We start from the raw sequence: 22,026 nt of genomic DNA, 5'->3' as shown, positions 1-22,026 counted from the left end.
TTGAAGAAATTATTTTGTCATCGACGCGCGTGCGTGTTTCTCCTGATGGCGCTTGAGAAGATTGCTCGGCAGAAAAATGTTGTTATTTACGGAGAAGTCCGGAAGCAAAGCGATACCGTCACAAAACGGCATAACACGCCGACAATATTGCTGCGACCGTTGGACGCGGCGTCGCGGACGACGCTGCACTCCGCGACCTTGGGGGTATCGATGAAGAAAAGCGTGGTGCCGTGCCTTGTTGCGTTCGCCATTGCGAGTGGCATGGGGCGGGCAAGTGGCACTCCGCTCGACGATGCGGCCGAGCGCTATCGCCCGTACATGATCGCGGGAATCGGGTCGGCGCTGGCTGGCATCAAGGAATTGCGGGAGCATGTCTCCGCGAAGGATCTGGCGGGAGCAAAGAAGGCCTGGCTCTCGGCCCGTGGCGGCTGGGAGCGCTCGGAGGTCTTCACGGCCGGCTTTGTTCCTGAGCTCGATACGCTGATTGATGCCTGGCCCAATGCTGATAGCGGGTTCCACGCCATCGAGGCTAAATTGTTCGGTGCCGGCCGGACCGATGTCGAGAACGATACCGATGTTCTGATCAAGAATCTCGGCGAGCTCCACCGGAAGCTGGCCACCATACCGTTGACGCCGCAAGGGCTGCTCGACGGTACCGTGCGACTTGCCTACGAGGTGGGGGAGAGCAAGGCGGATGGCGGTGAATCCCGGATCAGCGGCACCTCGCTTGGCGACATGCGCAACAATGTCGTGGGCATCGACTTTGCCTATCGGACCATCTTTGCCGATGCCCTCAAGGTAACAGACGCGAGGGTCGCGAAGCAGGTGACGGAGCGCATCGAGCAGCTCAAGATCATTGTCGCGGCCCCCGATCTGCCGCATGTCGATGTTCGCGCGCTGCGACGCGCCAGCGAAGAGCTGGTGGTCGCGCTGCAGGCCGCGTCGCTGAAGCTGGGATTGCAGCGGCCGACGCTGGAGGCTCAATCGCGATGAATTTCCTTCGTCTTTGCATCACCGCGGCCGCATTCGGCCTCGTTGTTGTCTCCTCGCATGGACGCGTCGCGATGGCCTTTCCGGTCGATGGTGACCAGACGGCCTTGCCCGTCAGCACCGAGCTGAACGAGGACGCGCTCGATCGGCCACGCGAGGTGTTTCGCTCCGATATCTCGGGCAGCAAATCGTATCTGGTCAATCTCGGCAATCTGGCGTTCAGTTCTCCGTCGATCCTTGGTGGCGTCGCGCAGCAGGCCGGAATGAGTTGCGGCACCTGCCACGTCAACGGTGCCGGCAACGCCAAATTCTTCATGCCCAGGATGTCGACGCGCCCGGGCAATTTCGACACGACCGGGCCGCTGTTCAATCCGAAGGCGGACAATGGCGTGCTGGACCCCGTGCGAATCCCGAGCCTGCGCGGCGCGCGCTATCTGGCGCCTTATGGCGCCGACGGTCGCATGGCCTCGCTGCACGACTTCGTTCGCAACGTCATCGTCAACGAGTTTGCCGGATCCGAGCCGTCGCCGGTGATTGTCGACGCCATTGTCGCCTATCTTCAGGATATCGATTTCCTGCCCAATCCGAGCCTCGGTCCGGGCGGGAGGCTGATCGGAAAGATCAGCGAATCGGAGCGGCGCGGCGAAGCGCTGTTCGCAAAGCCGTTTCCGCACGATCCCGGGATGAGCTGCGCCGGATGCCATGTTCCGTCGGGCTCGTTCGTCGATCACAGGCAGCATGACGTGGGATCGGGCGGTCTGTTCAAGACGCCGACGCTGCGCAACGCCGATTTCAATGCGCCATACTTTCATGACGGTCGCTTCGATAGCTACGATCAGGTGGTGGCGCATTTTGATTCGGTGTTCGCACTTGGCCTGACGGCGCAGGACCGGAAGGATCTGGCGGCTTACCTCACCGCCGTGGGAGATGGCACGCAGCCTTATGAACATGAAGGCGCTGCCGCTTCGCTGAAGGAGATCAACGACTTTGCAACCGTGCTGGGGACCGCGATTCCCGCCGGCGACAAGGATGTCGTTGGTTTGGCCGTCGAGACCATCGGCGGCGAGTTGCGTGAGCTGACGGAGCAATATCCCGATCGCAAGAACACCAGCGTCTCGGGCGGCGGCGAGGAGCGGATGAACGCACGCGGGGCGCTCAAGGAGGTTGTCTTGCTGCTGCGGCGGATCGAGATTGAAGTCGGCGATGGGCGAACCGCGGACGCCGCCGCCGACTACAGGAACTATCGCTATCTCATGGCTGCTGCCGTGCCTTCGCTGCTGGCTGGCGCTGAGCAATGGTCGCTCTTCAATCCCTCCGTGCATGACCAGCACTACATGGCCCTTCGTCAAGTCCTGCAATCAAGGCGCGTGGCTCGCTAACGCGCATCGAACAGGCGCGCCGCTTTCCGTCATGCCGGCACATCGCCGGCGACGGAAGGCGCGCGCGTGACTCGTCGACTGTTTCGGCGCGCGCGAGCATCGAGAAAAAATCGGAGATCATCGCGCGCGTCGTGCGTCGTTTCATCGCAGCGATATGTCTGCGTCATGTTGATGCACTAGTTACCGGCGGCGCTAACAACAACAACCGTTTGGAGTCGATATGCCCTTCAACTCGAGAGATCGCTGGCGAACCACCACCGCGATCTGCATTGCTTCCACGATCGTCGTGACCACAGCTGCTTACGCCGCGAATTTTGGCGGCCACAGCGATTGGGACAAGCGCTCGCATGCGCATCATCACGACGCTGATAACGCCGAGCGCGGCGAACACAACAAGGACCACGATCCGGCCAGCAACGTGAAGACCGCGTCTCCGATCAAGCACGTCATCGTCCTGATCGGTGAGAATCGCGGTCTCGATCACACGTTCGGCGTCTACAAGCCGAAGGGCCGGGGTGAGACCATCTCGAACCTGCTGTCGAAGGGCATCGTCAACGAGGACGGCTCGCCCGGCCCGAACTTTGCCAAGGCGCAGCAGTTCTCGGCTGCGGGCCAGCCGTCCTACTATGTCAGTGCTCCGGCGATCGCGAAGACACCTTATAACCCGGCCAACCTGATGCCGCAGCCCAACACCAATGGCACTCCGCAGGCACAGAGCGACACCGGCGCCCCGTTCAAGACGATCGCGGAAGCTGGCGTCGAGAAGGACATGGACAAGGGCGACCTCGACATCCTGACGACCGGCGCCTCCGGTCTGCCGCAGGGCGTTCTCGATAGCCGTGTTCCGGGCGCCGGCAGCCTCGCCGGACCGTTCCTGCTGCAGGGAGCCAATATCAGCGATGACGACTACACCGGTGACACGACCCACCGCTTCTACCAGGACTGGCAACAGGAGGATTGCAGCGCGGCGACCGCCTCGAAGAGCAACAACTCGGGCTGCCTGAACGATCTGTTCCCCCATGTCATGGCGACCTACTCGGCGAGCAACAAGAGCCAGGGCAATGAGATGGGCTTCTACAACGTCGAGCAGGGGCAGGCTCCGGTCCTGAAGACGTTGGCTGACCGCTTCACCCTGGGCGACAATTTCCATCAGTCGTTCCATGGCGGCACTGGCGCCAACCACTTCCTGCTCGGCACTGGCGATGCAGGCTTCTGGAGCGACGGCAAGGGCAACCCGGTCACGCCACCGGCGAGCTTGATTGCGAATCCGAATCCGGTCGCGGGCACCGTCAACAGATACACAGTTGACGGCAATTTCAGCAATTGCGGCGACTTCAGCCAGCCGGGCGTCAAGCCGATCGTCAGCTACCTCGAGGCGCTGCCCTACGCGGCGGAACCGAACTGCAAGCCGAACCACTATTACATGCTCAACAACACCAACCCGGGCTTCCTGCCCAACGGCGCGCTCTCGGGTGGCAGCAACCTCCCGCCATCGTCGGTCAGGACGATCGGCGACGCCTTGATCGAGAAGAAGGTTTCGTGGACCTACTATGGTGGCGCGTATAACGACGCCGTTGCGCTCTCGAACGCAGCGGTGGCCGCGAATGCGGCCAACCCGAACCTGAGCGCCGCGGCTCTTGCGGATCCGGCTCACGCGCTCGGCGTGGCCTACTGCCAGATCTGCAACCCGTTCCAATACGCGACCTCGATCATGGCCGACCCGACGGTACGGACGGCGCATGTCAAGGACACCGCCGATCTGATCACGGCGATCGAGAAAAACGAGCTGCCTTCGGTGGCGTTCGGCAAACCGGATGGCCTGCTTGACGGTCATCCGCAGAGCTCGAAGGTCGATCTGTTCGAAGCCTATGTCACCAACGTCCTCAGTGCGCTCGAAGCCAATCCGAAGCTGAAGGCGGAGACGGCTGTGTTCATCACCTGGGACGAGGCCGGCGGTTACTGGGACTCGGGCTACATCCAGTCGATCGATTTCTTCGGTGACGGACCGCGCTTGCCGATCCTGATCCTGTCGCCCTATTCGACCGGCGGCAAAATCTACCATAACTACGGTGACCACGCGTCGCTGCTGAAGTTCATCGAGCGCAACTGGGACCTCAAGCCGCTCACGAACCGCAGCCGCGACAACCTGCCGAACCCGACTTACGCAAGGGGCAACCAGTATGTGCCGACCAACAGCCCGGCGCTCGCTGACATGTTCGACGCGTTCGACTTCGAAAAGCGCTCGGATATCTCCTATCTCGAGTAATCGGGACCTCACGTGATCCCGCAAAATGGCGCCGATCGGACCCCGCGGTCCGGTCGGCGTCGCTTTTCCCTGGTTGAGATGCTGGAAATGATCGAGAGCGCGATCTTGGCTCCCCTGTATCGGACGGTGCGGTTCTGGGTTGTGGCGTTCGGCGTGGCCATCCTGGGCGGCTTGGGTGCGGCACGGGCGCAGCAATTCTCCGCCGATATCGTCGTGCAGCGTGATGCCGCGACAACGCCGGCGGGACGGTTGCGCCTTCTCGACGGCAAGATCAGGATAGAAACGCCAGAATTTGCCGATGGCTTCTTCCTGGTCGATGCGGCAAAACCGTCGGCCTATTTCGTGCGGCCCGGCGCAGGGATCTATATGGATGCCCGGCAGTCGAGCCAACTCACCCGGTTGTTGGTTCCTGTTGATCCCGACGAGCCGTGCCGGCAGTGGCAGGCGATGGCGCATCTCGCCGGACTGGCAGATAACGGTGATTGGCACTGCGAGCGGACGGGCGAGGAGATGATCCAGGGCCGCACTACGGCTGTCTTTCACGTTGTCGTCGGAGCAGGACCGGCGTTTTTCGGCTGGGTCGATCGAGAGCGAAGGATCCCGCTGCGGATCAAGCGTGAGGACGGGACGGTCATTGCGGTCGAGAATATCAGAGACGAACCGCAGTCCGCATCGTCGTTCGAACTGCCGGCGGGCTTTCGGAAGTTCAGCCCGGAGGCGCTGATCGAACAGATCAAGCAGAGCGACGTCTGGGTTGCGGACCAGAAAGACAAGCCGCAACGTTAACTCGACTGGCGCGCGGTTGGTAGCCATACTTCGTTGGTAGCCATACTTCCGCGCTCTCGCGACATAATTGTCCGAGCTTTGCATTTCGTTTGCCCCCTTATGAAGTAGAGGGCGCAGGGAAAGCCGGGTGTCGATTGCACCCATGGGCCCGGTGCAACAAAAAGCACCGGGGTAGGACCACAGGTGTAACCGGAAACAACCCGGCTTTGCCGCGCGCGCTTGACATGTTTTTGGTGAGTTGCCCGTCGGGGTGTGTTGTCGCTCGCGTCGCGTGGGGGCCGCCCGTCAAGTCGCGTCCCGGCTTCATGGCCGTCGGTGGCTGCGACGGAACTCAATGTGGAATTTGACGCTGTACGGGCCATCGGCGATACCGCTAGAAATGAGGACCGCCGCGCCGCGCCGCGATGACGGCCAAGCGAAAACGTCGCAAGCGACGGTCAGGAAGGACGAATCGATGAACAATCCCGGCGGCTCGCCCCATCCCGCGGCAGGCCTTGACCGCCTTCAGATCGGCCATCTCAGGCATTTCGCGAATCTGTCCCGTCAACCGCCGAACCAATGGGACCTGATGAAGGGCAAGGGGTACGGGCAGGAGGACTTTGGCGGTTACCGATTCCAGCTGGCTTACATGGCTTATGCACTCGCTCTCACGCACCGGCACAGACTGCCCGCCGCACCGGGTGTGTTCAAGCCGATCTTCGAGCGGTTGATCGGCAAGATGCTGCTTCCCGAAGTGTGGATGTATTGGCGCGACGTCAGCCGGGGCGGCAGCATCTTCAACGCGCATCTCAGCTCCTTGTATGTCGAGCAGTGGGACCCGGTCATCCGCGACAACATCATGTACAGCGCATACCTGCAGTCGATGGCGCTGATGTACCACTATCTGTTCGACGACGACCGCTATGCGCAGCCTGGCGCGCTCACACTCCGGTTCTGGTCCTATTTCTGGGGCGGCGAGGAGAAGCGTTTCGTCTATGATGAGAAGTCACTCAATGCGCATCTCTACTGGCAGATGGTTGAGAGCGGATATCTGGGCGTCGCCTGCGAACCGAACTGCACGTTCCAGATCTGCAATCAGCCGGCGATCCTCGGCTTCCGGCTCCACGACCTCGTCTACGGCGGATCGATCGCCACCGATGTCGTCAGCGGGTACGAACAGGCCTGGAAGGATTTCGGGAGGATCGGCGACAACGGCCACTACAACATCATGCTCGCCCAGGACACCAAGGTGGTGCGGCCGAACATCGGCAAGGCCGTATGGGTCGACGCCTGGTGCGGAGCGCTGATGAACATGTGGAACCGCGATTTCGTGCACGCGCACTACGCCGGCCAGGCGAAGGATTTCCTCAAGCCCGGGTCGGACGGCGAATTCTCGGTGATCACCGGCGAGCGCCCCCTCGTCATGGGGCAGACCATCGTCAGCGACAGTTGCGATTTCGGATGGATGGCCGCATGGGCGTCCGAGATGGGCGACGACACGACGCTGCGTGGCCTGCTCAAACACGCCGATCGGCACATGTCGCCGCGCTGGAGCGATGGCGGTCTGCACTACCCGCGCAACGACGCCGCGACCGACGCGGACGGAAACGCCACCATGATCGAACCGATGTCCGGCAACGTGCTGGTGGGATACGCAAGGCTGAACATTCCCGATGGCTTGTGGCGATTCTATAACGAACCTTGGGACGCGTCGCGCTTCGCCGAGCCAGCGCTAACGCGCGTGTCTGACGATCTCGATGTGTCGAAGGCATGGTTCGACGCGGTTGCCAACCGGCTGGAATTTTCCCTGGATGGACGGGGCGTTGCGTCCAACGGCGAGGTGGTGCTCGGCAATTTGCGATCGCGCGGCCGCTGGAGCCTGCATCGTGATGGCACGGTGATCGCTCGCGGAGAGTCGGACTTGCCCGGTAAAACGAGCGGCGACGTCGACTTTCAGCCCACCGAAGACGGTCTCCGGCTCAGGCATCTCGATGCGGGTCCCGGAGCCTACGTCATGACGTTTGAAGCGTGATCGCATGCAAGTCCCGCCTTCCACCGAACCGCCGGCGATCCTTGGTACATTCCAGTTGACGGACCATAACGGCCGCGATGTTGACGCCGGGAGCTTCCGCGGCAGCTTCGTGCTGGTTTTCTTCGGCTTCACACATTGCCGGGTCGTGTGCCCGCGGGCACTGACGAAGCTCTCCGCTGCGCTGAACGCACTCGGCGAAATCTCTGTCCGGCTCGCGGCATTGTACATCACGGTCGATCCGGATCGCGACAATCCGCAGGTGATGCGCGACTACCTGCGGGCGTATCCGTCAATTCTCGGATTGACGGGATCGCGGGCACAGATCGACGATGCCAAGCGCAATTTCCGCGTCTTCGCCAGACGCGGCGCCCCGTCTCCTGATGACGGCGGCTACGACGTGCCGCACACCGCGATTACCTATCTTCTGGATCCCGAAGGCGTCGTCGTCGCGCATTTCAACGACGCGATCGAGGTGAGCGACTTGATCGCGCGTCTCGGCAGCCATCTCAAGAATTATACGCCAGCGGAAGTGACCCGACGCGATTGAACACGAATACGACACGATCATCATCGGCGGAGGTTTCGCTGGAGTGACGCTGGCCGCGCGCCTGAGCGAAGACCCGGCGGATCGCGTTCCGCTGCTCAAGGCCGGGCAAGATCTGCGCACCGCGACCACGCCGGACCACATTCGCATCCGGAGCCCGATGCGCGCGATCCGCGATGACGAGTTCCGCTGGCCGAAGCTCCCGGCGCGCCGCCGTCGGCTTCGAGCCGAGGCGCATTAACCTCCACAAGTTGATGTTCTTGACGACACAAGCTTGAAGTTGGAGGGTTGGCGCAGACGCGACAACGAAGAGCGCCCATACGGCGCAATCGGACAGAGACATCGGTTTGTCGTGCCAGTACGAAGACCGCCCGAGCGCACCATGAGACTGGCGTGATCTGGGACAAGGTCATCGAGATTTGAACACCATCGATACTGACGTTTGACGATGCCGTTACGATCGGACGAGAGATTAACTAGCCGAGCATGCTGAATTCAACAGATGTCGCAACTCGAGGCACAAACGCCGGTTGATGTGCGCGCCAAGCGGAAGGGCGCCGTCAGGCCAATGACCGCCGCGGACGTGCCCGCGGTCGCTCGGCTATTCCTCCAGATATTCAGGGAGACCGACAAGCCGGCGGGGCCGGATCTTGAAGACTATCTGCGTGCGTTGACCCTGGGGTCTCCGTCCTACGGCGAGGTGGCGGGCACAAACGTCTACGAGCAGCAGGACGGGCGCATCCGCAGCGCGCTACTCGCCGTCCCGATGCGTTTCGTCGTCTGCGGAAATGTTGTGCCCGGGCGGCTTCTCGGTGTCTTCATGACCAACGCCGAAGCCGCCGGCGCGGCGCAGCTCATCCTTGCCTTGCGGCCCAAGCGCGCCGACTTCTCCTTCTGCGACAGCGCTTCGCCGACGAGTTGCAGCCATCTGCTGGCAATTGGCGGAAAGCCGATCACCGTACAGAACCTCGAATGGTCGCGCAGCTTCCGTCCTCTGGGTGCCTTGGCCCAGCGTCTCGTAGAGCGCCTGCTGCGCCGCAGGGACCCCGGTCTCGCAGCTCTCGCACGTCCCGTTGACGCTCTGTTGCGCCGCCGGCTCGCCGGAAAGGACGCCGCCGACCCGGCCGGTCCGAAGGTGACGGAGATGTCTGTCTTGGCCTTCCTCGAGCATGCGCCCCGGCTCGTCGCTCACTTCGCGGTGCGACCTTTGTGGTCAGAGGACGAGCTCTCATGGCTGGTGTCCCTGGCCGCGCAGAACACCACGCTCGGCGCGTTCACGATCCGCGCGGTCGAAGACCGCACCGGTGCGATCATCGGTTGCTTCGTCTATTATGCGGCGCCGGGGCGGACTGCGCATGTTCTCAATATCCTGTCACTGCCCGGTCAGGAGACCGCCGTGCTGGACGCGATGTTTCGCGATCTCGACCGCGCCGGCCATGTGGAAGCCCGCGGTCGTGCGCAGCCCGCGCTGATGGCTGGGCTCGCGCTTCAGCGCTGGCTTGTCTTCCGGCACAAGGCCTTCGTCATGGTGCTGACACGGTTGCCGGAAGTGAGCGACGCTGTCGCGCGCGGTGATGTCTATGTCGGTGGCCTCGCCGGCGAGGACTGGAGCCGGCTCATGTCTGATTTCTACTAAGGCGGGCGGTTGCGATGGCGGTATCGGTCATCCTCAAGACGTTGAACGAGGGGGCGAGGATCGGCCCCGCGATCGAGAGCGTGCTGGCTGCGCTCGGAGGGATCGGTGGCGAGGTCATCGTGGCCGACGGCGGTTCGCGCGACGATACGCTCGCCGTTGCGGCGAATTATCAGGCCCGCGTCGTTCAGCTCGAACCGGCGATCCGTCCGAGCTGCGGGATCGGTCCGCAACTCGGCTTCCAGTACAGCCGTGAGCCGTTCATCTGCCTGATGGACGGCGACATGTTGCTCGATCCGGACTTCCTGCCCGAAGCGCTCGCCTATCTCGCGGCCAATCCCGACGCGGCCGGCGTGACCGGCCATGTCGAGGAGATGAACGATACGAGCCTCGAATATGTGCGGCGCGGCCGCAGGATTTCGCCGGAGAACCGGATCGGGGCGATCGATCGCATGAATGGCGGCGGACTCTATCGGAGGGAGGCCGTCGAGCAGGCCGGATATCTGTCGGACCGCAATCTGCACGGCTATGAGGAGTTCGATCTTGGCGTGAGATTGCGGGCGCGAGGCTGGACCCTGCATCGTCTCGACCGTCCGTTCGTCCGCCATTTCGGACACGCGCTCAACGCCTATGCACTTCTCGTCCGGCGTTGGAAATCGGGCTACTTGCGAGGAATCGGCGAGTTGCTGCGGGCGGCGTTCGGCAAGCCGCAATGGAAGCAACTGATTCAGGATCTGCCCGAGCTGAAGCTTTGGGCTGCGGTCTATGTCTGGCTGATCGCGATGGTCGCGCTGCCGTTCGCGACAGCGACCCCCGCTTTGGGACTCGCGATCGATGCCGGTCTGATCGCCGGCGTCATCGGGCTGATGAGCCTGCGGCAGCGAAGCCTGTCGCTTGGCCTCTACGCAGTCGTCGCGTGGTTCTTCCACGCCGCGGCGTTGCCGCTTGGCTTCTTCCACAGAAGGCAGGCGCCTGCGGCCTGGATCGACAGCCGGGTCGTGCACGACGCTCCCTAAGGGGAGAGCGGCTCTGACAACACGCGAGCGGTGGGCGCTGCCGCGTCCTGGCGGCTCCGGCGCGAGAGCTCGAGCAGAACCAGCCACGCGGAAATGACGACGGATCCCTCGATGACATAGAGTGCGACGAACGTACCGATTGGTGCGGCGAACCACGTGGCTGCTGCGATAAGACCGCTGCCCAGGATGTTGGTGCTGTTCAGGATAAGGGCCCGCGCGCCCTGTCGCCCGGATGCGCCCAACAGGTCGACCGCCACCGCCCAGGCGCCGACGAGGACAATCGTGCCCGAAAGGCAGCGCACGAAGAACGTCAGATCGTGATAGTCCCGGCCGAACAGCAGCGGAAGATAGGGCGCCAGCACGAACAGGACGAGAAACGTCGCGATGCCAAGCGCCAGCGCGGCGCCGAGGGAGCGCTTCGCTGCGGGCAGCGCCAAATAGAGGCCGTCGCGGCTCGCGCGGGCGAAGCGCGGATAGACCAGCCGGTTGAAGGCGTCGATCGAGAGATAGCTGCTGTCCATGATGCGTCGCGCCACGCCGTAGCTGCCGACCGTCTCGACCGGCGCAAGCATGCCGATCACGAACAAGTCGACGTTGGATCGGACCGCCCGCACCACGAACTGCGAGCTGAAGAGAATACCGAGGCGCAATTCCTCGCGCAGGATCACGAAGCGGGGCCGGCCGAGTGGCCGCAGCCACGCCGCGGCGACCAAAGTGTAGAGCAGGTGGCCGCAGAATTGCCAAATCGCCCATTCCGACAGGCTCGACGCGCCGAAGACGATGCAGGCGATGGCCGCCGTGGCCATGCGCATGAGAGCAAAGCCGACTACCGAGCGATTTGCAGAGCGGACCTCGCCGAGACTGAGGAATACGGTCTCGACCAGAAGGATGACCCGGACCAGCACGACGTTGCCGACAAACAGCATGGCAATGGTCGAGACGTCGGTATCGATGTGAGGCCAGGACGACATCGCCGTAACGCCGCCGAACACGATGAGGAGTCCGGTGAAGCCGATCAGAAGAAGGTTGTGGCCGAGAAGGCTCGGATAACTTCCGGGTTCGCGCGAGACCCTGCGAAGCAGGCAGTCCGAAGCGCCGAGACCGCAGATCTGAACCGCAATAGCGGTCACGGCAGTGATCTGCACGAACAGGCCAAACTCGGCCGGCCCGAGCGCGCGCGCCAGAATCGCGAACGTCACAAGCTGGGCAAGACTGGCCGAGGCCAGGGATCCGCTTGAGAGCAGATAGCTCACGATCATCGGAGTGGCCGTCGAGATTGTTCGGCTAACAGCTTTCAGGTGTAGCACTGGTCTAGCGGTCCTCGTTGTCGGCGGATCACACGAGGCAACATTATCAGGCCTGCATGCAGTTGATATCGCGCGCGCAACGCTCTTCGAAATTGGCGTTAACGTCGGACGACAGTCTCGACGACGCCTTTCACTGACGTCTGCGCGATCGGCGACCACGCAATTGCATGACTTGCGAACGATGCACCGATTGTTGTCGATCGTCGTCGTCGATGACGTGTGCACGTGGAAATTACGCAGCGATCTGTTGAGTTTGTCGCAACGAGTCGCGCAAAGAAAAATCACAATCATTCGTCTGTTGCGAGCGGATGGACGCGCGACAACTCAATCAACGGTCGAACGAATTGATCGTCGGCATAAATGCTGATGGAGGCATCACCATAAATGATGTCATCAACGATGTTGATAACACGGTTAACACTAAGATCCACTTAAAGTTGTCTGCATCGGCGAGAGGAGGATAGTGCGGCCACACCAAACAAAATCGATGTTTGGGCAAAAGAGAAAATGGAGGCCGTCATGATGCACATCGCAAATGTGCCGCTCGCTGTTATCCGCGCTTCGTCGATTCCTGCCGTAGATCTGCGCAATGACTCGCTCGTCGACGATATCGTGATCGAGATCACGATGATTGCTTCCGACCTGTGCATTATCGCACTCGACAGCGTGAGCGCATCCCGTGGTCGCAAGCCCAGCATACCGGCGATCGCTCCGATCAATCCGACAAACAGCAAGACTCTCGCCGAAATTCTCGGCGGCTCGCGCGGCTGCGACTTTGCCGGACGACCCGGCGCGAATGTCCCCTCCCATTGAAGTCGATCGAGATGTACACCGTGACCGATACCAGCAAGACGCAACGCGATGACGGGCTTTCCCATCGAGGGGCGGCAGTAGCGATTGCCGCGCCTGGCATCGCGATCGATGCATTCCAGGTCGCAGGCTGGGTGCTGCGCGGCTGGCTATGGATCCTGATTGCGATTCTCGCCGGCGCAATCGCAGGCGTCGGGCTCACGCAGCTCCTGACACCCCGATTCACCGCGATAACGGACCTTACGATCGCAACATCCAACCTGCTGGTCACCCCGAACGATCTCTACGCGACGAACCTGCAGAGCGACAGCCAGATCCTGGATGTCGAGAGCAAGATGAGGATGATCACGTCCGGGAATGTCTTGCGTCGTGTCGTCGACAAGCTCGGTCTCAAGACCGATCCGGAATTTGCGGACAAGCCACGGCTGTTCGACCTCGGCGCGCTGTTCGATCGTGGCGTGTCGGAGATCGATTTCATGAGCGCGCTGGCCAAGCGGATCAGCGTCACACGACAGGAGCGCTCCTACGTCGTGACGCTGTCGGTCTGGGCGAGCCAGCCGGGGATGTCGGCTCGGCTCGCGAATTCCATCGCTGAAACGTTCCGCGAAGAAGTCGTTCGTGCGGACGCGGAGCGATCCGGGCGGGCCGCGCAAGGACTGGTCGCCCGACTGGACGAGCTCAAGGCCGCGGCGACCGAGGCCGAAGACAAGACCGAAGCGTTCCGCCGCGCCAATGGCCTGCAGCAAGGGCAGTCCGGGCAGGCGCTCAGTTCCGACTCGATGGAGCAGATGAACGCGAAGCTGACCGATGCCAAGGCGCGGCTGGCCGAGGCGGAGGCGCGTTACCGCGAAGTTTCGCAATCGGTCTCGCTCTACGGCGTGCAGGGAGGTGCGGTCCAGTCGCAGACGTTGTCCGGACTGTTCGCCGACGAGGCGGCCTTGCGCCGCCAGATCGCGACGCTTTCGCAGACGCTGGGTCCGCGCCATCCGGCCCTGCTGAACGCGCTGGCCGAAGCTGGCGCCCTCAGCAACGCGATCAAGGCCGAGACCGAGCGGCTCCGTCGCGCGGCTCGTATTGCGGTCGACCAAGCCAGAGCGGCTTTCGACACGCTGAACAAGGAGACGAGCACTTTGCGCGGTAACGTGGCCGTCGACGACCAGGCCAAGGTGAAGCTGCGCGAGCTCGAGCGCGAAGCCAGCGCCAAGACTGCGCTCTACCAGACCGTCCTGAAGCGCGCCGGCGAGGCCGCCGAGCGACAGCAGACCGACGCGAGCGACGTGCGCGTGATCTCACCCGCAGCCGTTCCGTTCCGTCCGACCTGGCCTCCGCGCCCGATTGTCGCCGCAGCCGCGGGCGCGGCGCTCGGCCTGCTTCTTGCCGCGGCCGTGCTCGCGGGCCTCGGCTATCTCGGTGCGTTTCGGCTCGGCAGAAAGGGAGCCGCGTGATGCAGACCGATGACATTCGCAAGGGCTCGGGTATCGGCGTTCTGGGGCCACCGCTGTTCGTGGCGACGCTGTTGTTCTATCTGATCACGTTGACGCCGTTCATTGATCTTTCCGCGGCCGATAGCGGAGATCCGGCAGCCGACAAGTCGAGCACGATCAACCAGATCGTCTTCCTGGGATTGACTGCCAGCCTCTGGCTGACCGTTTTCAGCTCACCGGTACGGCATCTCGCCGTGCGTCCCCGCGGCGTTCTGATCGCGACATTGCTCTGGTTTGCGATCGTTTCGGCGATCTCGGCGCATCCCGACATTGGGCTCAAGCGCGTCGTGCTGGCGACGCTGACGATCGTGAACGCCGGAATTTTCCTGCTGCTGCCGCGTTCGGAGCGTCAGTTCGCGGGTCTGCTCTCGATGTGCTGCCTCGGTACGCTGGCTCTCGCATATCTCGGCGTCATCATGTGGCCGCATCTCGCGATCCATCAGGCCAGCGAGGTCCGCGAGCCGATGAATGCCGGGCTTTGGCGCGGCCACTTTGCGCACAAGAATTCCGCAGCCGCCGCGATGGTGATGATCAGCTTCGCGGGCCTCTATCTTTACGGCACCGGCCGCCGCATCGCAGGCGGAGCGATCACGCTGCTTGCGGTCGTGTTCCTCGCCCACACCGGCGGCAAATCGTCCAGCGCAGCGTTGCCCGGCATTCTCGTCGTCGCCTGGATATTCGAGCGCTGGCGCGCGATCCGGATCCCGATGGTCTTTCTCGCACTCGCAGTTTTCAACACCGTTACGATCGGCTGTTCGGTTTCGCCTGCGATGCGCACGCTGGTCGCTGATCTCGGGATCGATCCGACCTTCACCAATCGCATCGACATTTGGCGCGTTGGTGCCTCCGCCGTCATGGACAAGCCGCTGACCGGCTACGGCTTCCAGCTGTTCTGGCAGACCGACGAGATGGTCTACAAGGCGGGCGGTGGCATGAATTGGGCGGTCGGTGCCTTCAATGCTCACAACGCCTACCTCGATGCCGCCATCACGACCGGCATCCCGGGCCTCCTGCTGACCCTGGCTCTGCTCGTCTGGCTACCGCTGCGCGATGTGGCCAGGGCAGAGACCAGGGACAACGATCCTGCGCTGACCCGCTTCTTCATCCGGATCTGGCTCTACGGTGTGTTCTCGGCCTGCGTCGAGAGCCTGTACTTCCAGTCCGGCAGCCTCGTCTGGTTCATGCTGATCGCTGCGATCTTTGGCCTTCGTCTCCAGGCGAGCGCGCACGAGATCCGGGTGCCGGACGTCGAGTTGAGCCACAGGGAGCCGGCCCATGCATAGCCCATCCATTGTTCCAAGCGCGCGGGGAGGCACGGTTCGCCTGCCGAAGCCGATCGACCGGCTCGCCGGCCGTTTGACCAACAGGCTGATCCGGGCCACGCCCTGGCAGGTCATCCGGGTCCCGATCCGGAAACCGATCGTCTCCTTCACGTTCGACGATGTGCCCGACTCCGCGCTCCACGCCGGCGCAACGATCCTCGAGGCGCATCGGGTGCGCGGCACGTTCTATATTTCCGGTGGCCTGGCAGGCCGCGTCGAGCCGGATCGCACTCTGATCGATGCGGCCGGCTGCAAGGAACTCATCACGCGCGGTCACGAGATCGGCTGCCATACCTTTGGCCACCAGGATCTGCGGCATGTCGACCGCTCTTTTCTGGCCGCGGACCTTGCGCGCAATCAACGCTACCTGAACGCGATCGATCCGCGGTCGCGGCGGCGCAATTTTGCCTATCCCTACAACAGCGGTTGCCTCGGCAAACGGCCCATGCTGGCCTATTCGTACCGGACCTGCCGCGCGGGCGGCGAGGCGATCAATCGCGGCCCGACCGACCCGACCTTTCTTCGGGCGGTCGAGATACGGCAACCCGAAGCGCATGTGTCCGGATTGGTTAGCTGGGTCGACGCGCTGGTCGCCGATCCAGGCTGGCTGATCTTCTTTACGCACGATATTTCGCCGACGCCGACGCCCTACGGCTGCACCCCAGCTGCGTTCGAGCGGTTGGTCGCGCACGCGATCGAACGTGGCTGCTGCGTGCTGACCGTCGACGCGGCGCTTGACAGGTTCGGGTTCAAAGAGGACGCCCGATGACGAGCGCGCGGCGGCTTCTGGCCATCAATAACTACTTCTACCGGCGCGGCGGCGCCGAGAGCGTCTTCCTCGATCACATCGATCTGTTCGCGGATGCCGGCTGGGATGTCGTGCCCTTCGCGATGGAGCATCCTGACAATTTGCCGAGTCCCTGGTCCGAGTACTTCGTCTCCGAGATCGAGTACGGCCGGAGCAGCGGGCCGCTCACGAAGGCCAGGCAGGCTGCCAAGATCATCTTCTCGCTGGAGGCGCGCCGCAATATCCGTGCCCTGATCGGTCGCGCGCCGCCGTCGGTGGCGCATGCCCACAATGTGTACCACCACATCTCGCCATCGATCTTCGAAGTCCTCAAGGCCGAGGGCGTACCGATCGTGATGACAGCGCACGACCTGAAGCTGGCGTGTCCTGCCTACAAGATGCTGAATCAGGGCCGCGTGTGCGAGCGATGCCGCGGCGGTGGAATCCACAACGTCCTGCTGAATCGCTGCGTCAAGGACTCGGCTGTGCTGAGCGGGCTGGTCTTCATGGAGACCCTGGTTCACCGCAGTTTTGGACTTTACCGCGACAAGATCGACCGTCTCGTCACCCCGAGCCGCTTCTACCGCGACAAGCTGGTGGAGTGGGGCTGGGATGCGAAGCGGATCGCATACATCCCGAACTGCATCGACGCGAACCAGTTCACGCCGTGGTGCCACGAAGGCAACTACTTTGTTTATGCCGGACGGCTCGCGCCGGAGAAGGGGCTTGCCACACTCATACGTGCCGCCGCGCTGTCACGGCAGCGGCTGGTCGTGGCCGGAACCGGCCCCGAAGAAGCGGCCTTGCGCCATCTCGCGGAAAATATCGGCGCCGACGTCGTCTTCGCGGGCTATCTGGACAAGCCGGAGCTGAAGCGGCTGATCGGAGAGGCGCGTGCGCTGGTTCTGCCGTCTGAATGGTACGAGAACGCACCCGTCAGCGTCCTTGAGGCCTACGCACTCGGACGCCCGGTCATCGGCACACAAATCGGAGGCATTCCAGAGCTGGTCGTTCACAGCGAGACCGGTGTTCTGGTGGAGCCGGGCAACGTCGCAATGTTGGCCGATGCCTTGTCCGTTGTCGCCGGCATGTCCCGAACTGAGCGAAACAGGCTTGGCGCCAACGGCCGCAATTGGGTGCGTCAGGAGTTCTCTCCCGATAAGTACCGCGACCGCACGATGGAATTGTACGACACGGTGGTCAACTGATGTACACCTTCATACCAGCCGGCGGAGCAGACCGGAGAAAAGTGATCTTCCTCGGCTTGCGGGGCATCCCGGAGGTTCAGGGCGGGGTTGAAACCCATGTCGCCGCGCTCTCGGTGCGAATGGCGCAGCGCGGCTGGCAAGTCGAAGTGCTCGGACGCAAGCCATATCTCCCGGCGCTGCGGTCCTTCGTCTGGAAAGACGTCACCGTGACGCCGATCTGGTCGCCCCGATCGAAAAGCTTCGAGGCGCTGTTGCACACCGCCTTCGGTCTGTGCGTCGCGGCCCAACGGGGCCCGGATCTCGTCCATATCCAGGCCATCGGGCCAGCCCTGCTGACCCCGTTCGCCCGCCTGCTCGGCCTTCGTGTCGTCGTGACCCATCACGGCTTCGACTACGACCGTCAGAAATGGGGATGGTTCGCAAAGCGGGTTTTGCGCGCCGGCGAAATGATGGGAATGACGTTTTCGCATGCGAACATCGGCGTGTCGAAGGCCATTGTCGACGCGGTCCGCCGCAATTTCGGTGTTGCCGCGACTTTCATCCCGAACGGCGTCGAAAGCGATCTCCCGAAACTCGGGACCTCTTTCCTCGACGACATCGCGGTGACCCCGAAGCGATACATCCTGTGCGTTGGCAGGATTGTCGAGGAGAAGCGGCAACTCGATCTGATCGACGCGTTCGCCCGCATGAACGATCCTGATGCGAAGCTGATCATTGTCGGCACGGCTGATCACAATGGCAGCTATCTGCGCGCGGTCGAGAAGGCGGCGGCGGCGACGCCTGGTGTGGTGATGACCGGTTTCCAACGCGGGGAGACCCTTTCGCAGCTCTATCAGCACGCGGCCCTGTTCGTTCTCCCGTCGAGCCATGAAGGAATGCCGATCGTGCTGCTCGAGGCGCTCAGCCACGGCACTGCGTGTTTGGCAAGCGACATCGATGCGAATCTCGCGCTCGATCTCGGGGCGGAGAACTACTTCCCGTTAGGCGACGTGGATGCTCTCGCGAACGCGATGAAGGGGAAGCTTGCCGCTCCCGATAGCGTGCAGAGCAGCGAGGAGCGTGCGGCGAGGATCATGAGTTCCTTTGGATGGAGCCCGATCGTCGATCGTACCATCGAGGTCTATGAGAGCGCACTTCCGGTTTGGAAACCGCGCATTGCGCTTCGCAGCGTGGCCAACGTCAAGAAGCATCTCGAGTTTGGAGGTTGATAATGACGAGTGCCTTGCGAAACCTGGAAATGATCATCGTCGGCCTCGGCTTCCTCGGCCTTGCATGGAGCAAGTACACGCTGCGCGGCTACGTCACGCCGAACACCGTGGCGAAATCCGACGTCGAAGGGCAGATCGCCTATATCATCGACATCTTCGCCTCGCTGCGCCGCTTCATGCCGCCGAATTTCGATCTGCGCGGACGGGACGTGCTGGAGCTAAGTCCCGGGGCGTCGCGCGGCAACGGCGCGCTGTTTCTCGCGATGGGTGCGCGATCCTATCATGCGATCGACGTGTTCGACCTTGCCGCCGGCGAGGATCCAGCCTTCTACGATCTGCTGCTCGATCGCTTTGCCGAAGCCACGGAGGAGGACCGGGAGCGCGCGCGGGCTATCACATCCGGCTCTGGCACCCATGAGTTCGGCTATGCCGTTGGGCGGGATTTCGATATCCCGCGCCTCGCGGAGGGACGGACCTTCGACCTGATCGTCAGCTGCGCTGCCTTCGAGCACTACGACAACGTTTCGGATGCCGTCGCGGGTCTGACGCGGGTCGCGAGACCCGGCTGCGAGACGGTTCACATTATCGATCTGCAGACTCATTCGCGCTGGATCCGGGAGCACGATCCCAACAACATCTATCGCTACCCCGAGGCGATCTACCGGCTGTTCCGGTTTCCCGGGCAGCCGAACCGGCAACGCCCGACCGACTATGTGCAGGCTTTCGAGACCCGGGGATGGCGCGATGTCCATTTCGTGCCGTCGCGAATGATCGATCCCGACCTCAGGGATGTTTCGCTCCGCGGCCTCGCTGCGCGCTTTGCGGGCCAGGATGACATGAATGTGCTCGATGGTGCCCTGACGGCGCGCCATCCCGGCGACGTCGGCGTCTCGCAGCCGCGCGATCGGCAGGAGGCGTCGTCGTGACCACCCGCCGGTCCGTTCTCGGCAGCATCGCCGGCATTGCGACGCTCGCTCCGTTTGGGGCGTTGCGGGCCACGGCCGAGCCCGCCGGGGACATCCCAATATTCCGACGCGGGATCGGGGTCTCGCATGCGTTGGGATGGGCCGACGTCGATGCGGCCGGCTCTTATGGCGATGCTCCTTTCTCGGCCCCGCGGTTTCGCTTCGACGCGGAGCAGCGACGCGCGATTCGCGCCGCGGGATTCGATTTTGTGCGTCTCGTCGTCGATGTCGGTCCCTTCCTGCTCTCCGATGGCGCGCGCCGCGACCGCCTGGACGATCGTCTCATCGATACCGTCCGTGACCTGCTCGACACGGATCTCGGCGTGATCGTGGATCTGCACCCGAGTGCGATGAATCCGGCATACCGGCCCACCGAGTTGACCGCAGGTGTCGATACGCCGAATTTCCGAGCCGTGCTGGCATTGCAACGTCGTCTCGCCGGCCGTCTGGAGCAGGTCGCCGAGGGCAGGGCGGCTGCTGGTCCGCCGAGGCTCGCGCTTGAGCTGATGAACGAGCCGGAGATCACCCAGGCAGCATGGCAACCCATGCTGGAGGCCGCTTACGCCGCCGCGCGCAGCGGTTCGGCGAAGCTGCCGCTCGTGCTTGGTGGCGGTGCGATGAACGCTGCCACCGCCTTGACGGCAATCGACATGCATCGGTTCGCAGGCGATGCGCGCCTGATCTATACGTATCACGACTATTCGCCCTGGCAGTTCACGCATCAGGGAGTACGCGGCAGTCCCGCCTATTCTCTCGACGGGATCGCCTATCCGGCACCCGCGTCGGTTGATGTCATGAGCCAGGCAACCGAGCGGCGCCTGGCCTCTCTCGGACTCGACCGCTCCGAACTGGAGCAAGCGCAGAAAGCGAAGCGGACGCTCGCAAGCTACGTCGGTTCCGGCTTCGATCGATCAAGTCTCGAAAGAACGTTTCGACAGGTGACGGCCTGGCGCATGACGCGCCGCCTGCCTGCGCACGCAATCTTGCTGGGCGAGTTCGGTGTGCACAGAACGCCCTATCAAAAAACCGTCGATGGTTCGGCCGCACGCGAGCGCTGGTTGCGCGACATGCGCGAACTCGCCGAGGCGCACGGCTTCGCCTGGGCGGGCTGGACCTATGCCGGCACAGGTGGCTTCGCGCTGGCCGAGGACGAGATCGGACCCGGCTTCGATGCGGCGACCCGCCGCGCGCTCGGGCTCGTTTCAACATGAGCACCAGCATGACACAACAGCGCTACGCCAACGTCGACGGATTGCGGGCCATCGCAGCCCTCGGCGTCATGATCGAGCATCTGTTTGGCGACCTGCTCAGGCAGACCCCGCCCGCCGCCGGCCCGATGAATGCGGTGGCCGATACGCTGGTCCATCATGTGAGTCTCGGCCGCTTCGGAGTGGCGCTCTTCTTTCTGATCAGCGGCTTCGTCGTGCCATTCAGCATCGGGGGCGAGCGGCCGCTGGCTCAATTCGCGATCTCGCGGGTGTTTCGGCTCTACCCTGCATTCTGGTTTGCGCTGGCAGTCCTCGCGACGATGGCGTGGCTTGCCGCAGAGCCGCCGGGTATGGCGACCGTGCTCGCCAACATGACGATGGCGCCGACGCTGTTCGGCCAACCCTGGCTCTCGCCGATCCACTGGACGTTGTTCATCGAGCTGGTCTTCTACGTCCTCGTCGCGCTGCTGTTCTCGGTCGACAAGTTACGACATGTCGGCGTGCTGTCCGCGCTTAGCCTGGCCCTGATTGCCGCAACGGTGCTCCCAGTTCAGCTTCGAATGCATGGCGTGGCGAACCTGCCGGTCCAGTATCTGGGGATGCATCTGTCGTCGCTGTTCCTGGGCCTGCTGCTGCGCCTGTGGCTTGTCGAGCGGGTCCAGAGCGCGCGTATATCCGTATTGGTCCTTGCCATCGCGCAGTTTGCTGCGCTGCTATCGATCTCGGACTTCTCCCTGGCGCGCGGTGACAACTTCATCATGGAAGGACGCTTGCCGATCCTGGCCGCTTACATGCTCGCCTTTGTGGTCTTCCTTGCTGCCGTCAGGTTCGGCCGTCCGCGTTCCCTGATGCTCGCGCGGATCGGAATGATCAGCTACTCGATGTACCTGTTCCACTGGTGCGTCAACGTGACCGTCTACCGGTTCCTGCCATTGACCGGGCAGATCAGCGACGTTGTCGTTATGCTGATCTGCATCGCGCTCACCTTGATGGTGTCCCTGCTGGTTTACCGGATGGTCGAGCGCCCGATGATCATGCTCGGCCGTACGATCGTGCTTTGGCGTGGACTACGGACGCGTCCCTGAAGCGAATCTGCTCCGGT

At 63.0% G+C, this 22,026-nt stretch carries 19 protein-coding genes; 18 read left to right on the top strand and 1 reads right to left on the bottom strand.

Translation table 11 applies throughout. From position 1 onward, the window contains the following. The 9 genes from UP09_RS22390 (at nucleotide 1) to UP09_RS22350 (ending at nucleotide 10,625) form a co-directional block, all read left to right on the top strand. Complete coding sequence (locus tag UP09_RS22390; protein WP_245302126.1) at nucleotides 1–993, top strand: EfeM/EfeO family lipoprotein; 993 nt, start codon at nucleotides 1–3, stop codon at nucleotides 991–993. Then, nucleotides 990–2,369, top strand: coding sequence for a cytochrome c peroxidase (locus tag UP09_RS22385; RefSeq protein WP_044540430.1), 1,380 nt, complete (start codon nucleotides 990–992; stop codon nucleotides 2,367–2,369). Before UP09_RS22390 ends, UP09_RS22385 begins: the two co-directional genes overlap by 4 nt. 220 nt (nucleotides 2,370–2,589) lie before the next feature. Next, on the top strand, nucleotides 2,590–4,635 hold the full coding sequence (locus UP09_RS22380; RefSeq protein ID WP_044540429.1) for an alkaline phosphatase family protein: 2,046 nt from the start codon (nucleotides 2,590–2,592) through the stop codon (nucleotides 4,633–4,635). Nucleotides 4,636–4,722: 87 nt separating this feature from the next. Further along, nucleotides 4,723–5,421: a hypothetical protein gene (locus tag UP09_RS22375; RefSeq protein WP_052833177.1), complete on the top strand. Its 699-nt coding sequence runs from the start codon at nucleotides 4,723–4,725 to the stop codon at nucleotides 5,419–5,421. 271 nt (nucleotides 5,422–5,692) lie between these two features. Then, nucleotides 5,693–7,432, top strand: a complete 1,740-nt coding sequence (locus UP09_RS22370) for a linalool dehydratase/isomerase domain-containing protein (RefSeq protein WP_210166773.1) — start codon at nucleotides 5,693–5,695, stop codon at nucleotides 7,430–7,432. A 4-nt stretch (nucleotides 7,433–7,436) separates the two neighbouring features. After that, on the top strand, nucleotides 7,437–7,979 hold the full coding sequence (locus UP09_RS22365; protein ID WP_044540428.1) for an SCO family protein: 543 nt from the start codon (nucleotides 7,437–7,439) through the stop codon (nucleotides 7,977–7,979). 43 nt (nucleotides 7,980–8,022) lie between these two features. Beyond that, on the top strand, nucleotides 8,023–8,217 hold the full coding sequence (locus UP09_RS22360) for a hypothetical protein (protein WP_044540427.1): 195 nt from the start codon (nucleotides 8,023–8,025) through the stop codon (nucleotides 8,215–8,217). A 261-nt stretch (nucleotides 8,218–8,478) separates the two neighbouring features. Next, nucleotides 8,479–9,612, top strand: coding sequence for a GNAT family protein (locus UP09_RS22355; protein ID WP_052833176.1), 1,134 nt, complete (start codon nucleotides 8,479–8,481; stop codon nucleotides 9,610–9,612). A 14-nt stretch (nucleotides 9,613–9,626) separates the two neighbouring features. Continuing rightward, nucleotides 9,627–10,625: a glycosyltransferase family 2 protein gene (locus UP09_RS22350; RefSeq protein ID WP_044540426.1), complete on the top strand. Its 999-nt coding sequence runs from the start codon at nucleotides 9,627–9,629 to the stop codon at nucleotides 10,623–10,625. Here the strand turns inward: UP09_RS22350 and UP09_RS22345 are convergent. Further along, nucleotides 10,622–11,884 carry a lipopolysaccharide biosynthesis protein gene (locus UP09_RS22345; protein WP_044540425.1) on the bottom strand — a complete coding sequence of 421 codons (1,263 nt, stop codon included), beginning with the start codon at nucleotides 11,882–11,884 and terminating at the stop codon, nucleotides 10,622–10,624. The genes UP09_RS22350 and UP09_RS22345 overlap by 4 nt on opposite strands. A gap of 567 nt (nucleotides 11,885–12,451) precedes the next feature. On the opposite strand from UP09_RS22345, the gene UP09_RS22340 reads away from it, so the two are divergent. Genes UP09_RS22340 through UP09_RS22300 form a run of 9 tightly spaced genes read left to right on the top strand, consistent with a single transcriptional unit; the run spans nucleotide 12,452 to nucleotide 22,009 of the window. Next, entirely contained in the window at nucleotides 12,452–12,745 is a 294-nt protein-coding gene (locus tag UP09_RS22340; protein ID WP_156164721.1) for a hypothetical protein, read from the top strand. Nucleotides 12,746–12,765: 20 nt separating this feature from the next. Then, nucleotides 12,766–14,187 carry a GumC family protein gene (locus tag UP09_RS22335; protein WP_197082718.1) on the top strand — a complete coding sequence of 474 codons (1,422 nt, stop codon included), beginning with the start codon at nucleotides 12,766–12,768 and terminating at the stop codon, nucleotides 14,185–14,187. Beyond that, on the top strand, nucleotides 14,187–15,509 hold the full coding sequence (locus UP09_RS22330) for an O-antigen ligase family protein (RefSeq protein ID WP_044540423.1): 1,323 nt from the start codon (nucleotides 14,187–14,189) through the stop codon (nucleotides 15,507–15,509). Before UP09_RS22335 ends, UP09_RS22330 begins: the two co-directional genes overlap by 1 nt. Next, the gene (locus UP09_RS22325; RefSeq protein ID WP_052833174.1) at nucleotides 15,502–16,317 is read left to right on the top strand and encodes a polysaccharide deacetylase family protein; all 816 of its coding nucleotides are present in this window, start codon (nucleotides 15,502–15,504) and stop codon (nucleotides 16,315–16,317) included. The genes UP09_RS22330 and UP09_RS22325 overlap by 8 nt, the downstream gene beginning before the upstream one ends. After that, complete coding sequence (locus UP09_RS22320) at nucleotides 16,314–17,543, top strand: glycosyltransferase family 4 protein (protein ID WP_044540422.1); 1,230 nt, start codon at nucleotides 16,314–16,316, stop codon at nucleotides 17,541–17,543. Before UP09_RS22325 ends, UP09_RS22320 begins: the two co-directional genes overlap by 4 nt. Further along, nucleotides 17,543–18,751 (top strand): glycosyltransferase family 4 protein, encoded by a 1,209-nt coding sequence (locus UP09_RS22315; protein ID WP_063840155.1) that lies wholly within the window; start codon nucleotides 17,543–17,545, stop codon nucleotides 18,749–18,751. The genes UP09_RS22320 and UP09_RS22315 overlap by 1 nt, the downstream gene beginning before the upstream one ends. Nucleotides 18,752–18,753: 2 nt before the next feature. Next, the gene (locus tag UP09_RS22310; RefSeq protein WP_044540421.1) at nucleotides 18,754–19,677 is read left to right on the top strand and encodes a methyltransferase domain-containing protein; all 924 of its coding nucleotides are present in this window, start codon (nucleotides 18,754–18,756) and stop codon (nucleotides 19,675–19,677) included. Further along, on the top strand, nucleotides 19,674–20,927 hold the full coding sequence (locus UP09_RS22305) for a glycoside hydrolase family 5 protein (protein WP_044540420.1): 1,254 nt from the start codon (nucleotides 19,674–19,676) through the stop codon (nucleotides 20,925–20,927). The genes UP09_RS22310 and UP09_RS22305 overlap by 4 nt, the downstream gene beginning before the upstream one ends. Beyond that, nucleotides 20,924–22,009, top strand: coding sequence for an acyltransferase family protein (locus UP09_RS22300; protein ID WP_044540419.1), 1,086 nt, complete (start codon nucleotides 20,924–20,926; stop codon nucleotides 22,007–22,009). Before UP09_RS22305 ends, UP09_RS22300 begins: the two co-directional genes overlap by 4 nt. Nucleotides 22,010–22,026 lie beyond the last annotated feature (17 nt).

It is taken from the genome of Bradyrhizobium sp. LTSP885 (genome assembly GCF_000938305.1).
Lineage (GTDB): Bacteria > Pseudomonadota > Alphaproteobacteria > Rhizobiales > Xanthobacteraceae > Bradyrhizobium.
The sequence above is the reverse complement of the archived record's forward strand: the minus strand, read 5'-3'. Positions and strand labels throughout refer to the sequence as shown.